Origin of the sequence: Methylocaldum szegediense, from assembly GCF_949769195.1 — a bacterium.
In the GTDB taxonomy this organism is placed as follows: domain Bacteria; phylum Pseudomonadota; class Gammaproteobacteria; order Methylococcales; family Methylococcaceae; genus Methylocaldum; species Methylocaldum szegediense.
The window spans coordinates 2674805-2688621 of record NZ_OX458333.1 but is presented as its reverse complement, the minus strand read 5'-3'; the positions used below and the strand labels follow the sequence as shown (position 1 = coordinate 2688621).

The following is a 13817-nucleotide window of genomic DNA, read 5'->3' as shown; positions in this document are numbered from 1 at the left end:
TGGGTAATATAATCCGCTTAATTTTCGAGGTTCTTGGAATCCTCCAACTTATGGCGCCCGGTTCAATCCGGGTTTTTGCTGTCTAGGTGGGGGCAATCCATCGCGGCACCTTTTCGCTAGTTTGATAAGTCCATAGATTCGTGGAGCAAAATTAATGAAAACTATAAGTTTGTCTGGCCTGATGGTTGCCGGTTTGCTTGGCGCGTTGATCGTTCCGAGCGTCAATGCGGCGGGAGACCCGGAAGCCGGAAGGACGAAATTTTACACCTGTGAGGGATGTCACGGCGTAGCCGGTTACACGAACGTCTACCCCAGCTATCACGTGCCGCGCATTGGTGGGCAGCACGCCGATTATGTCGTCTCAGCGTTGAAAGCTTACCGCTCTGGACAGCGCACTCATGGCAGCATGCTCGGAAATGCTGCCAACATGACCGATCAGGATATCGAAGACATCGCCGCTTATGTGTCAAGATTCCGCTCCATGAACGCCGCTTTGCCTGTGACTGGAAATCCCTCGGTCGGTCAGGGCAAATCCGAAAGCTGCGGGGCGTGCCACGGAGAAGATGGCAATACGACGGATCCGAATTTCCCGCGTCTCGCTGGACAATACGAGAGCTATCTTATTAAAGCCTTGCAGGATTATAAGTCCGGCGCCCGAAAAAATCCGATCATGAATGGAATCGCAGAGGGACTGTCGGAGGAAGACATGAGAGACATCGCTGCCTATTATGCAAGTCAGAAAAAAGGCTTGACCATCGTCGAAGACTAGTCCGGCTCAATCGCCGGTCTTGGATCGTTTGCAATCGTTTTCTTTTCTTTCACTTGCCGAAGATGCACGCTTCGGCAAGTCCTCCCCGCGTAGTAAAGGTGACGAGTATTCCCGGTGGGCCACGGTTACACGGTAGGCGAGAATTAGACGCCACCAGTCCTGTGTCGTTGATCGAGTTCCGCCGCTCGTCGATTCCCATTCGTTCAGATGATTTCCGAAGATTGAGAGCCTCACGATGCGATTCGGCACCTTGGTCCTCTTGCTGGCGCTTTCTGCTGCTGTTTCCGGCGCAGAGGCACAACCCGCCGTGCGGGAAAGAGCCATCATGGGATGGCTGGAGTCCGTGTTTCTCAAGCCTTGGAACGTTCGCATGACGGCGAAACTGGATACCGGGGCTAAAACATCATCCCTTCATGCCGACGATATCAAACACTTTACAAAAAATGGGCAGGAGTGGGTGCGCTTCACGCTGACCGGAAGCGATGATGAAAAATCCATCATCGTTGAACGTCCTTTAATCCGCACAGTGTACATCAAGGAGCGCAAGTCGCGCGCGACGAAGCGCGATGTCGTGAGTTTGCAGTTGTGCAAGAACGGCAGAGATTATGAAACAGAGTTCACTCTGGTGGACCGGAGCAATTTCAATTATCCGGTGCTTCTTGGTCGGAGTTTCCTCAAAGACGTGGCTCTGGTCGACGCGGCAGATACCTTTTTGTATAAAGCGGATAGCGACCCCTGTGTATCCGGCGTTTCCGACAGAGAGAAAAAACAATAACTATACTGTTCGACCGTCGCCCTGAACGTAGGACTAATCCTTGCGGAACCTGCACGTTAAGATGCTGGCGTTGGTCCTAGTGACCATCGGCGTTTCGCTGTGTTGGTACAAGGTAACCCGACTCGGTTTGCCTTTGCTGCCTACAGAGCAGGCGGAAGTGTGGACCGTAGAGGCGCGCATCGAATTCAAGGCGAAGAGGGATACGCCGGTGAAGGTGCATTTCTCCATTCCTCGCTCTCCCGTCGGCTACACGGTCGTCGACGAAAACTTCGTGTCCAGCAACTATGGTCTTACGACCGAAGATGACGGGACGCAGCGTTTCGCCGAATGGGCGGTACGCCGGGTTAAGGGCTATCAAGTGCTTTACTACCGCATCAATTTGGCGCGTGACCCGATGGCGGCAGCGCCGCCGACCATCACTTCGGCGCCCGAGGTGCAGGTACCCGAATTTCCGGAGTTGATGCGTTCCGCGGCGCAGGCCGTGCTCGACGAGGTGCGCAGCAAGTCGGCCGATGCCGTTACTTTCGCCCGCGAGCTGTTGCTGCGTCTCAATGCACCAACGCCCGACCCCAACGTCGTTTTGCTGAGGCAAAACATTCAGGTTTCCGAAGACTGGGTTCGCCGCATCGTGAACTTGCTGGCCGCGGCGAATATCCCTGCGCGCATGACGCATGTTCTAATTCTCAGGGACGGTATCAGCCACGGCGCCTTGACGCCTTGGCTGGAGGTTTTCGACGGTGCCGGTTGGCTACCGTTCGGCCCGGAAACGGGGGAGGCCGGATTTCCCAAAGAAGCCATCGTGTGGCACATGGGAGATTCTCCGGTGCTCGAAGTTTCGGGGGGCAAACATGCCAAAGTCGAATACTCTGTGCGAAAGCACACTCAGGATATGACGCTGGTAGCCGAGCAGCGGGCACGGCAGATGGGCTCGCGCATCATGGAGTTTTCGCTGTTCAGCCTTCCGGTGCAAACGCAGAACGTCTACCGCGTCTTGCTTTTGGTGCCGGTAGGCGCGTTTTTCATCGTGTTCCTGCGCAATGTCATCGGGATCAAGACATTCGGAACCTTCATGCCTGTTCTGATCGCCCTCGCTTTCCGGGAGACCGAACTGCTCTGGGGTGTAACGCTTTTCTGCGTGCTCGTGGCGTCCGGACTTCTCATTCGATTTTATCTCGAATACCTGAAGCTACTCTTGGTTCCGCGCTTGGCCTCGGTGCTGATCATCGTCATTTTGCTGATGGCGGCGATCAGTTTGTTCAGTCATAAATTAGGCATAGATCGCGGTCTTTCGATCGCCCTGTTCCCGATGGTGATCTTGGCCATGACGATAGAAAGGATGTCTCTGGTTTGGGAAGAGGCGGGGCCGGCCGAGGCCTTGAAGCAGGGATTCGGAAGTCTTCTCGTCGCCTCGCTCGCCTATCTCATCATGAGCAGCGAGACGCTCGGACATCTGGTCTTCGTCTTCCCGGAAATGCTCCTGGTGGTGTTGGCTATGACCTTGATGCTAGGGCGCTATACCGGATATCGCCTGACCGAATTATGGCGTTTCAGGGCGGCTTTGAGACGGTAAGCATATGGGATTCTGGAAAATTCGATTACCCTGGGAGCGCCTGCGCAGCCTCGGGATTATGGGAATGAACGAGCGCAATGCCGATTTCATACTTCCCTACAATCCTCGTCGAAATTTCCCCTTAGTCGACGACAAATCCAAGACCAAGGCGCTCGCCCTGAGCGCCGGTATCGCCGTTCCGAATTTGTACGGAATCGTCGAAATTGAGCACCAGATCGAGAAATTGCCGGAAATTCTCGGCCCGTACGAGGATTTCGTCATAAAACCGGCGCATGGCAGCGGAGGCGAGGGAATCCTGATCGTCGTCGGCCGCCAAAACGGCCGGCATCGAAAGGCCAACGGTATTCTGGTCAGCACCGATGAGGTCGGGCACCACATTTCCAACATCTTGAGCGGCATGTACAGTCTGGGCGGCTTGCCCGATTCGGCGCTGATCGAGTATCGGGTCAAATTTGATCCGATGTTCGAAACGATCAGCTATCAGGGAGTTCCGGACATTCGAACGATCGTGTTCCGAGGAGTACCGATCCTGGCTATGATGCGTCTGCCGACTCGCTTGTCCGACGGCAAGGCGAATCTTCACCAGGGGGCCATCGGGGTCGGGATAGACTTGGCGAACGGTCGAACGTTTTCCGGTGTCTGGCGCGACACGCCCATCGACCAGCATCCGGATACGGGCGGGAAGCTCGCCGGGCTGGAAATTCCGTACTGGAGCGAAATTCTTGGGCTGACAGCGCGCTGTCACGACTTGGTCGGACTCGGGTTTATCGGAGTCGATATCGTTTTGGATAAAGATTTCGGTCCATTGGTGCTGGAAATCAATGCTAGACCGGGTTTGAGCATCCAACTTGCTAACAAGGTCGGCATTCTTCCCCGGTTGCGTCAGGTTGAACGTATGGCCGAAATACCGGTTTCCATAGAGGACCGGGTTAAGTTGGCGCGGCATCTGGCTGCTTCAAATCCATAGTGTTCCTGCTCAAGTTGTTCGGAGCACACAGTCATGCATTGGTGAGATTCAATCTGGAGATGGCGTCTGATCCCCGTTGCGAAGTGAAATATTACGGTAACAATTCTTTGTTAAAACTACTCTGTTTTGAAGTGATTTCCGGAATCGAGCCGTGTTTCTTGTTCAATTCACAATAGGGGGAGCCAGTGAAAAATAAATTCTTGGGGTTCGGAGCGGCAATTTCGATGATACTACTGGGCGGTCAGGCTTACGCCGAAGCAGCCCGCGATTACATCAGCATTGTGGGTTCTTCGACCGTTTATCCGTTTGCGACGGTAGTAGCGGAGCAATTCGGCAAGGGCGGCAAATTCAAGACGCCGAAAATCGAGTCGACCGGAACCGGCGGCGGCATCAAGCTTTTTTGCAGCGGCGTAGGCGTTCAATATCCCGATATTGCCAATGCGTCGCGACCGATGAAAAAGTCCGAGTTGACCGCTTGCCAGAAAGCCGGCGTGAAAGAGATTACGGAAGTGAAAATCGGCTATGACGGAATCGTGCTGGCTCACGCCAAGTCTGCGGAGCCGATGGAGCTGACCCGGCGCGAAGTGTTCCTGGCGCTCGCCAAGAAAGTGCCCGATCCGTCCTGTCAGGAATGCGACAAGCTGGTAGATAATCCGTACAAGACTTGGAACCAAATTAATCCGGCGTTGCCGAATGCGATGATCGAAGTCTTGGGACCGCCGCCGACTTCCGGTACGCGTGACGCCTTTGCCGAACTGGCATTGGAAGGCGGCTGTCAGACTTTCAAATGGATCAAGGCCTGGAAGGAAAAAGACGAAGCGCAATACAAGGGCATTTGCCACACGGTCCGTGAGGACGGAGCGTACATCGAGGCGGGCGAAAACGATAATTTGATCGTTCAAAAGCTGAGTGCCAATCCAAAAGCCTTGGGCATCCTCGGGTTCAGCTTCCTGGATCAGAACGGCGATAAGATCTCAGCCGTTCCCGTGGATGGTGTCGTTCCGGATTACGATACGATCTCGGCTCAGCAATATCCGGTTTCCCGGCCGCTGTTCTTTTATGTTAAAAAGGCGCACGTCGGCGTGATTCCGGGGATCGAAGCTTACATTTCGGAGTTCACGAGCGACAAGGCCATGGGGGATGAAGGCTATCTGACGGATAAGGGTTTGATTCCCTTGCCCGGTGACGAGCGTAAGGAAGTCGCGCAGAATGCGAAGAATTTGAAGAACTACTCGATGTGACCAGAATCATTCGAGAGCGCGATATCTCGCCGACCGGGTTACAATCCCGGTCGCTTGTTTTTCGAGGGCTTGCCTTAGCATGCAGAAATCCACCCTTCTGTTCCTGTTGGTGTTGCTGAGCGCGGCCGCCTATCACCTGGGTCGCCAGCGTTCTTTGCAAATCGCTGGCGGAACGGTCAGGAATCTTCACTCGTTGCCGAGTTATTACGGCTATTTCGCCGCGCTTTGGTGCGGACTTCCGGCACTGCTTGTCTTGTTCCTGTGGATCACCTTCGAGAATTCGATCGTGATTCGGCTGGTACTTTCCTCGCTCCCGCAAGACTTGACCTCGGTTACGGCGGATAGACTCGGATTGCTGGTCAATGACATTCGAAACGTCGCGAGCGGTGCTGTTGCGGGAGAACCCGATCCCGTGATCGTGGAGGCGGCAAAGCACTATCTTAGCCTCAAGGAAACGAGCAACCATTTGCTGAGCCTGTTGGCGATTTCCATCGCCATTACCGGCGCCACCTACGCGCGCCAACGGATCAGCAAGGAGTTTCGGGCCCGAAACCAGGTAGAAAAATCGGTGACGATTTTTCTGATCGGCTGCTCGACTCTCGCGATTTTTACAACGATCGGCATCGTTCTGTCGGTTCTTTTCGAATCGATCCGCTTTTTCAAAGACGTGCCCATAACCGAATTCCTGTTCGGCTTGAACTGGAGCCCGCAGATGGCGATCCGGGAAGATCAAGTGGGTTCTTCCGGCGCTTTCGGGGCCGTACCCCTGTTCCTGGGCACGTTGCTGATTTCCACGATCGCCATGGTGGTGGCGGTTCCGATCGGGCTGCTATCCGCCATCTATCTGTCAGAGTACGCGGGGCCCAGGTTCCGGGCCACGGCCAAGCCGCTTCTTGAAATTCTTGCCGGCATTCCCACCGTGGTGTACGGCTTTTTTGCGGCATTGGTAGTCGCTCCGTTCGTTCGCGATCTGGGGGTGCGGTTCGGCCTCGACGTGTCCTCGGAAAGCGCGCTGGCTGCGGGCTTGGTCATGGGCATCATGATTATTCCGTTCGTGTCGTCGCTTTCGGACGACTTCATCAACGCGGTGCCTCAATCGCTTCGCGACGGCGCGTACGCGCTAGGCGCTACTCAATCCGAGACGATCAGGCAGGTGATCATACCGGCTGCCCTACCGGGCATCGTGGGCGGTGTTCTCCTCGCGGTTTCCCGCGCCATCGGCGAGACCATGATCGTGGTCATGGCGGCGGGTTTGACTGCCAATCTTACGATCAATCCACTAGCGGCCGTCACCACGGTAACGACGCAGATCGTAACCTTGCTGGTGGGTGATCAGGAGTTCGATAGCCCGAAGACCCTAGCGGCTTTCGCGCTTGGGCTGATGCTGTTTTTGGTCACCTTGGCATTGAACGTCATCGCTCTGCACGTCGTGCGCAAATATCGAGAACAATATGAATGAGATCGGTGAAGTGTCAGGTCAGTCTTCCCGCCGGACGATCGATATCGTCCATGCCAGCCTGACAAGACGGCGGCAGGCCGAGAAACGCTTCCGACTTTACGGCCTTGCCTCTATCGTTCTCGGTTTATGCTTCGTGGCCCTTTTATTCGGGAGCATTATCGCCCGGGGGTATACAGCTTTCCAGCAAACATTCATAGGGCTGGATGTCTATTTCGATCCGGAACTCATAGATCCCGAAGGGCGGCGAGATCCTGCGACTCTGATGGAAGGGGACTATGACCGACTCCTGAAAAATACTCTGAGTTCGATGTTTCCGGACGTAACGGCACGCCAAGAGAAAAGAGCGCTTTATCGTCTTTTGAGTTCGGCAGCTTCTTATGATCTTCGCGACCAGGTTCTGGCAAACCCGGAACTTATTGGGAAGAGTGCTCGGGTATGGGTTCCCGCTGACGACGACGTCGATATGCTCGTGAAAGGGCAGCTGCAGCGAACGGGGGCAGAGGGCGAACGGCGCATTAAAGATTATCAAGTCGCCTGGATCGACAAACTTGCAGGTGAAGGCCGAATCAAGAAGTCATTCAATGCGGCCTTTTTTACCTCGGGCGACTCGCGCGAGCCGGAGCTGGCAGGGATTTGGGGCGCCGTGACGGGGTCTTTGTTTACGCTATTGGTGACCCTGAGTCTTTCCTTGCCCATCGGCATGGCCGCCGCAATTTACTTGGAGGAATTCGCTCCGCGTAATCGTTGGATCGACCTCATCGAAGTCAACATCAACAATCTCGCGGCGGTCCCGTCAATCGTATTCGGGTTGCTCGGGCTTGCGGTATTCATCAATTTCTTCGGATTACCGCGTTCTTCCCCGTTGGTCGGCGGCTTAGTGCTGAGCCTGATGACGCTGCCCGTTATCATCATCGCCGGACGATCCGCCTTGAAAGCGGTTCCGCCGTCGGTGCGGGAGGCCGCTCTTGGCGTGGGCGCATCGCCGATGCAGACGGTGTTCCATCATGTTCTGCCCCTCGCTATCCCTGGGATGATGACCGGGGCGATCATCGGCATGGCCCGTGCGCTGGGTGAAAGTGCGCCTCTTCTCATGATCGGCATGGTGGCGTTCATCGTCGATATCCCGCGCAGTGTTTTGGAGCCTGCGACGGTACTGCCGGTGCAAATCTACCTTTGGGCGGATAGTCCGGAGCGCGCGTTCGTCGAGCGTACGTCTGCGGCCATTATCGTTCTACTGGTATTTTTGATTCTTATGAACGGCTTGGCGGTTTATATCCGCAAACGTTTTGAGCGGCGCTGGTAATGCGTTTTCATCAAACGGTCGGAAAGTAGTGGTTCGAGGTATGAATTCATTTATGGAATTTAAGGCATCTGTATCCCAGCAGAGAGAGCCGCCAAGAACGAAGGCCCGTGAGAGGATGTCTGAGGCATCCTTTAACCGGGAATATTCGCAAACGGTCGGCGAAATTACGTCACCGAATCCGCGCATCGTGTGCCGCAATGTGAATGTCTATTACGGCGACAAACATGCGATTCAGGACGTTAGTCTCGACATCGGTCGAAATGAGGTGATCGCGCTCATCGGGCCTTCCGGTTGCGGCAAGTCGACCTTCATCCGATGTCTCAACCGGATGAACGACACCATCCCGGGATGCCGGGTCACGGGCAAAATCTTGCTGGACGGTCAGGACATTTATGACGGTTCACTCGATGTCGTGCCATTACGCGCCCAGGTCGGCATGGTATTTCAGAAGCCTAATCCGTTTCCGAAGTCGATCTTCGAGAATGTGGCTTATGGGCCACGTATCCATGGATTGGTTTCCTCCAAGGCGGAGCTCGAAGAAGTGGTGGAGACCTCGCTCAGGCGCGCGGGGCTTTGGGACGAGGTCAAGGACTATCTGCACCAGCCGGGGACCAGCTTGTCGGGCGGACAACAGCAAAGACTTTGCATTGCAAGGGCAATCGCGGTCAACCCGGAGGTGATCCTCATGGATGAACCATGCTCGGCGCTGGACCCGATCGCCACGGCCAAAATCGAGCAGCTGATCGACGAGTTACGCTCCCACTACACCATCGCGATCGTAACGCATTCCATGCAACAGGCTGCTCGTGTTTCGCAGCGAACGGCTTATTTTCACCTCGGTCGGCTGATCGAAGTGGGCGAAACGGCGCAGATATTTACGAATCCCCGTCATCAATTGACCGAGGATTACATCACCGGCCGTTTCGGCTGAAAAGGAGCTCCGCGAGGCATTGAGATCGGAGGCGCGATGACGGTTCACGGCGAAGGACATACCGTCAAACGTTTTGACGGCGAATTGAACGAGCCGTTACCGCATCATCGAGATGGGCGGGTTGGTGCCGTCATAGCTCAGGGATGCTATTTTTCAGCAGAAAAGAAAGGATGGCGGGCACCATAACCCCTTAGCGCTTCGTTGCGCAACCTAGCGTTACCGGCTGGATATGTCGGCGACTACACGGTATAGTCCCGCGTTGAAGCGCAGTTCGTTCCGAACCGAAGCATGTTTCTGAGCCCCATCAATCGGCGATAGTGCAGCAACGCTATCCTTTTCGGCTGCAAGATCCGGCCGAGTCCGTTAATCCGCGTCAAGACATACCATGCCGAAATCGAAGGTTTTACCGCGCTTCGTCGCCATACGAAGGCTAATCGCTTTACCATGGCTCGTGCCCTGCCATTTTAGTTTGAACGGTGTTGCCGTAGCGGCCTTGCTCGCCTTGTCCGGCTGTGCCGGAACACGGGAAATTTCGATCGATTATCCTGAGACGGAGTCGGTAAAGCTTCATGCTTTGCCCGGCACGGCGATGGTGCAGGGCGATGATTTCTACATTCAGCTGATTTCCGAGTTCGAATTCTCGCGCGATGCGAACCGCAGAATGCGATGCAGGGACCTTGGAGTGAATTACAAGAAGGGCGAAACATCCGCCGCGCTCTTATTCCAGATCAGAAATGATGCGCTCAAGCTTTACCGGGAAGTACCGGCGCTCGTTTATCAAACGACGGCGGATGAATGCAGTTTTACTTTCAACGCGAAAAAAGTTTATCTGACGCCCTGGATGAGGCTCGATATGGCCGAGGGCACCCAAATCGATTTCAGCTTCGTCAACAGCTTAAACAGCGATATGGATTTCGCGAAGTTGGCCAGCGATGTCGGTGCTGCGAGCGGCATGTTGGCGCTCACCGGGGTAGGGACCGGCGTCGCCCTCATGGGGCAGATCGCGTCGGGCTGGATGCTGGCCAAGGAGACTTGGTCTTCGCAACAGCCGCAGCAGGGTTCGTCCGAGAATCAAAGTCGACGCGAGACGCATTCGCTTCCCTCAGTTGTTAACTTGAACAACCAAGGTGGCGTCGTCAGTGAAACCCGGTTCGCTATCCGCGAGGTCTCAGAGCGGTTGGTCAGTTTTCTGGGACCCGACACCAAGATTCTGGGAGAAGTCAGTGTCCGTGGAATCTTGCGCCCTTCTCTCCTTTTGAAGATCAACTCCGAGGGATTACCGGATGCGAGAGACCTTTCTCTTGACGAGCTTTGGCGCTCGAAAATGCAGGGAGCACCTGCTGACGGGACCTTGTTGAGTTATATCACCGAGGCAGAACATCCCGAGCGCCCGAACCTTCAGCCGAATTGGACCGATTACAAAGACGTCGAGAGCAATTGCCGTAAGCTCAAGGTCGTCATGAAGGATCTTGGCTTCAACAAGTTTGACCGCAATGCCGTGCTTTATTACTTCCTCGAAAAAAGCGCCGATTGGAAGAACTATAACCTGCCGGGACAGCAAGTCCTGAGTGAGAATATTCCCTACAGCCGGTTGCAACAATATCGGACCAAGAGCTTCGGCGGATGCTTAGTCTCAGAGGATTACGAGACGATGAAAAAAATGGGATTGCCGGTCAATTCCGAGGAGGATTGGCGGGGAATCCTGGAACAGACCCAAGAGAAAGAGCGCTATTTTTCCGCGGTTCGTTCCGTGGAGCGTCAGCTCGTCGCAGCGATGACAAACTCCGACCCGACGGTTACCGAGCGCCAGTTATTCCCCTTGATTACGACTAACGAAAAGGGGACGGGAACCGTATTGCTGCAAAACCATCTCGCAAATTTCGGACTGGAACAAGTGTTGGATGTTCCCGTCGTGCCGGGAACGGGAATCGTGGCAACCGCCGCGCAATTGGCTCAAGTTTTTGCGATGCTCCAGATCGAAGCCTTGAGCTGCGCTCGGCCGGCATTCGAGCAGGGGAGAGTGCTTAAGAACTCGGCCATCATGCTATTTACGACAAAAAGCGGGAGTCCTTTGGTCAAGGGAGGTGCCCTGGAGTTCGAGTTCGAGGGTGGCAAGATCAAGCGTATCGCTTTTCAACATCCTACTTATCGCGACTATTTACAGAACCTGCGCGATTACCCCGACTTGGGCGGCTGCAAAGTCGATCCCGCGCTTGTGGAGCGCCTAACCTGAAAGGCCCTGGTGAGGTCCGCAAGCCGAAGTTACACGCGCGAGAACAATATCTCGAAGCTCTTTGCGGTACACGGGAGGTTGGCGCTCAAAAGCGAATTTGGCTGGCGATCTGATCCCGGCTACGTCACATTAGGGCAGTCGGCGGATAACGGGGCCAAAACGCCGTCTCGGGTTCCAAGCCTTGGAACGTCGAGACGGCGTGTTCTTAGCCGTCAAACGTGGCGGGCACGCCGCGGCGGAAAACTCGATTGGCTTTCCGAGCGAGGGCGCGCCTCGTTTACCCGGATAGTACGTCCCTTGAGATCGGCACCATCTAGCTGCTTGATAGCCTCTTCAGCGCTAGCCTTATCCGACATCTCTACAAACCCGAAGCCCTTGGAGCGACCTGTAAGTTTATCCATCACGACGTTCGCGCTGGTAACCTGGCCAAAGCGCTCGAAAGCCTGACGCAATTCCTCGCTGGTGACTTGATAGGACAAATTGCCGACGTAGATATTCATCGAAAACACCTGTTCATGACTTCGTGCGTGCCATTCCCTTAGTAAATACATCAGCTGCTTAACGAATGGCACGAAGATCAAGAACTGATGATCGACTCCATCTACGGAGCCAATTTGGCCGCCTCTAAACCCATCCATACCCGGTAATGGAGGGAAGGCAAAACATATCCCGAGAGTCCATAAGCTTCAAAGGGAAGTCGTCCGATGTCAATAACTCGCTGATTGTCTCTGATTTTTCAAAAATAGTTCGACCGTTTCCCGAAAGGGAATGCCCGGTCGCGCGCCGGCCTTGGTACAGCAAAGAGCGCCAACGGCGCTGGCGTATCGCAAAATATCCAGCCAGTCTTGACCGCTTGCGAGCGCAGCTGCGAACGCACCATGAAAGGCATCGCCGGCTCCGGTGGTGTCAACGGCCTTAACTGGAAAAGCCGGTACACGCCCAGACTCGGCGCCTTTTCTCCAAATCAGCCCGCGTTCGCCTAGCGTAACGACAACGGCGGGCGAGCGTTCGGCCAAAAGATTCAACGCTCGTTCCGAATCATCGGCATTCAGCCACTGTCGCGCGAACTTCTCCGAACACACCAGAAAGTCCACCGAGAACATCAGAGCATCGGTTCCCTTGTGCAGAGAGCCGGCATCGAGAACTGTGGGAATGGCTTTGGACTTTGCCCAGGCGCATAAAGGCTCGGAAAGGAGGGGTTCGTGTCCGTCAAACAGGATGACTTTCGGCGACACATTCGAGAAATCGATGCTATTCGCCGGCAGAGGCTCCGTAGCGCCCTTGTAATTGACCAGAGCCCGCTTACCGTCTGGCTTTATCAAGATCACCGACAAAGGCGTAGGCATCGTGCCGCGCGCGACGAGATCCGTAGATACATTCTCCCGTTGTAATTCCTCGAAATGGATTTGCCCGTAAGTATCATTTCCCAAATAACCTGCAAAAGCCGCCTTGTAGCCGAGACGGGCAACGGTTACCGCGGCGTTTGCGGCAGGGCCGCCGCCGCACGAAATCAAAGAGTCGGCGAAGATTTTTTCATCCGCTTCGGGGTGGTGAGGCACGGAAAATACCAGGTCATAGGATGCGTGTCCGACGCACAACACCTGAATACCGTGGTTTTCGATATTGGAGGGAGGAGTGTTCATCCTTGTGAAGTCATCCTATCTGCCGAGTGAGGTTGCGTCCTACTTTTCCAAACCGATGAAGTTCCACAAGCGCTCCATCACAGACGGCTGGTAGACCAGATCTTTCGCCTGGCCGGGCACGCCCTGGGCATAATTGAATGCGTAGACGCGCGCTGCATCGTCGGCCAACTCCTTCATATCCAACTTACGATAGGCTTTTTCCATGATCTGTAGCGCCACGGGCACGGCCGGCGTGCGCTGATAGTTGCGGATGATTTCGGCGCAGCGCCTAGCGGCTGCAAGATAAGCCCCTCGCCGCATGTAAAAGTCGGCGACATGAACCTCGTACATGGCCAGATTGTTTCTTAGTGACACCATGCGTTGCCTGGCGTCGTCCACGTAGCGGCTTTTGGGGAACTTGGCGATCAGCTCTTCGAATTCCTTATAGGCGTCGCGCGCTGATCCGGGATCGCGCTGAGACGAATCGGTCGGAAGGAAACGGTCAACAAAGCTGATGCCTCGGTTATAATTCACCAAGCCCTTGAGATAATAAGCGTAATCGACGTTGGGATGAGTCGGGTTGAGCTTAATGAATCGGTCGGCAGCGGCGAGGGCAGAATCGGGCTCGTCGTTTTTGTAGTAAGCGTAAGCGATGTCGAGTTGTGCCTGAGTCGCGTATTTACCGAACGGATAACGAGCTTCCAGTTTCTCGTATAATTTCACCGCCTTCTCGTACCGCTTTTCCGTCAGCGCTTTTTTGGCTTCGGTATAGAACTGCTCTGCAGTCCAGTCGGCATATTCGTCCTTTTCTTCGCGCGTAGTGGAACAGCCGAACAGCAGCGCAGCAAAGGCCAATGGCCAAAGAATAGGGCGCGCGAGCCGAAAAAAATCAAAAGAAGACGACATGATCGGAATGGCAATCTGAACGGGGGCAGTATACCTTGAAT

Annotated in this window: 12 protein-coding genes; 9 read left to right on the top strand and 3 right to left on the bottom strand. The window is 54.9% G+C overall.

Translation table 11 applies throughout. The features are described 5' to 3' along the window. Positions 1–154 precede the first annotated feature (154 nt). The 9 genes from QEN43_RS11370 (at position 155) to QEN43_RS11330 (ending at position 11248) form a co-directional block, all read left to right on the top strand. Complete coding sequence (locus tag QEN43_RS11370) at positions 155–769, top strand: c-type cytochrome (RefSeq protein ID WP_026611372.1); 615 nt, start codon at positions 155–157, stop codon at positions 767–769. Between the two features lie 235 nt (positions 770–1004). Next, positions 1005–1544, top strand: coding sequence for an ATP-dependent zinc protease family protein (locus tag QEN43_RS11365; protein ID WP_051331912.1), 540 nt, complete (start codon positions 1005–1007; stop codon positions 1542–1544). Between the two features lie 40 nt (positions 1545–1584). Continuing rightward, on the top strand, positions 1585–3114 hold the full coding sequence (locus tag QEN43_RS11360) for an inactive transglutaminase family protein (protein WP_026611373.1): 1530 nt from the start codon (positions 1585–1587) through the stop codon (positions 3112–3114). A 4-nt stretch (positions 3115–3118) separates the two neighbouring features. After that, positions 3119–4081, top strand: a complete 963-nt coding sequence (locus tag QEN43_RS11355; RefSeq protein WP_036269155.1) for an alpha-L-glutamate ligase-like protein — start codon at positions 3119–3121, stop codon at positions 4079–4081. 185 nt (positions 4082–4266) lie between these two features. Further along, complete coding sequence (locus QEN43_RS11350; RefSeq protein WP_317963252.1) at positions 4267–5322, top strand: PstS family phosphate ABC transporter substrate-binding protein; 1056 nt, start codon at positions 4267–4269, stop codon at positions 5320–5322. 79 nt (positions 5323–5401) lie between these two features. Then, positions 5402–6781, top strand: coding sequence for a phosphate ABC transporter permease subunit PstC (gene pstC / locus QEN43_RS11345; RefSeq protein WP_026611376.1), 1380 nt, complete (start codon positions 5402–5404; stop codon positions 6779–6781). Continuing rightward, positions 6774–8084: a phosphate ABC transporter permease PstA gene (pstA, locus tag QEN43_RS11340; RefSeq protein ID WP_026611377.1), complete on the top strand. Its 1311-nt coding sequence runs from the start codon at positions 6774–6776 to the stop codon at positions 8082–8084. The genes pstC and pstA overlap by 8 nt, the downstream gene beginning before the upstream one ends. After that, positions 8068–9015, top strand: coding sequence for a phosphate ABC transporter ATP-binding protein PstB (gene pstB / locus QEN43_RS11335; protein ID WP_317963251.1), 948 nt, complete (start codon positions 8068–8070; stop codon positions 9013–9015). The genes pstA and pstB overlap by 17 nt, the downstream gene beginning before the upstream one ends. Positions 9016–9400: 385 nt before the next feature. Then, entirely contained in the window at positions 9401–11248 is a 1848-nt protein-coding gene (locus tag QEN43_RS11330; RefSeq protein WP_051331913.1) for a hypothetical protein, read from the top strand. A 212-nt stretch (positions 11249–11460) separates the two neighbouring features. On the opposite strand, the gene QEN43_RS11325 is transcribed toward QEN43_RS11330, so the two are convergent. The 3 genes from QEN43_RS11325 to QEN43_RS11315 form a co-directional block, all read right to left on the bottom strand. Further along, positions 11461–11820, bottom strand: coding sequence for an RNA recognition motif domain-containing protein (locus QEN43_RS11325; RefSeq protein WP_317964075.1), 360 nt, complete (start codon positions 11818–11820; stop codon positions 11461–11463). 135 nt (positions 11821–11955) lie between these two features. Further along, positions 11956–12891, bottom strand: coding sequence for a carbohydrate kinase family protein (locus QEN43_RS11320; protein ID WP_051331914.1), 936 nt, complete (start codon positions 12889–12891; stop codon positions 11956–11958). A gap of 39 nt (positions 12892–12930) precedes the next feature. Beyond that, positions 12931–13776 carry an outer membrane protein assembly factor BamD gene (locus tag QEN43_RS11315; protein WP_036269158.1) on the bottom strand — a complete coding sequence of 282 codons (846 nt, stop codon included), beginning with the start codon at positions 13774–13776 and terminating at the stop codon, positions 12931–12933. Between the last annotated feature and the right edge of the window lie 41 nt (positions 13777–13817).

Bases quoted from the DNA above. Each gene is read 5' to 3' on its own strand.
- QEN43_RS11365 (WP_051331912.1), top strand. From the start codon at position 1,005: ATGCGATTCGGCACCTTGGTCCTCTTGCTGGCGCTTTCTGCTGCTGTT.
- pstC (WP_026611376.1), top strand. From the start codon at position 5,402: ATGCAGAAATCCACCCTTCTGTTCCTGTTGGTGTTGCTGAGCGCGGCC.
- QEN43_RS11315 (WP_036269158.1), bottom strand. From the start codon at position 13,776: ATGTCGTCTTCTTTTGATTTTTTTCGGCTCGCGCGCCCTATTCTTTGG.
- QEN43_RS11320 (WP_051331914.1), bottom strand. From the start codon at position 12,891: ATGAACACTCCTCCCTCCAATATCGAAAACCACGGTATTCAGGTGTTG.
- QEN43_RS11370 (WP_026611372.1), top strand. From the start codon at position 155: ATGAAAACTATAAGTTTGTCTGGCCTGATGGTTGCCGGTTTGCTTGGC.
- pstA (WP_026611377.1), top strand. From the start codon at position 6,774: ATGAATGAGATCGGTGAAGTGTCAGGTCAGTCTTCCCGCCGGACGATC.
- QEN43_RS11355 (WP_036269155.1), top strand. From the start codon at position 3,119: ATGGGATTCTGGAAAATTCGATTACCCTGGGAGCGCCTGCGCAGCCTC.
- QEN43_RS11330 (WP_051331913.1), top strand. From the start codon at position 9,401: ATGCCGAAATCGAAGGTTTTACCGCGCTTCGTCGCCATACGAAGGCTA.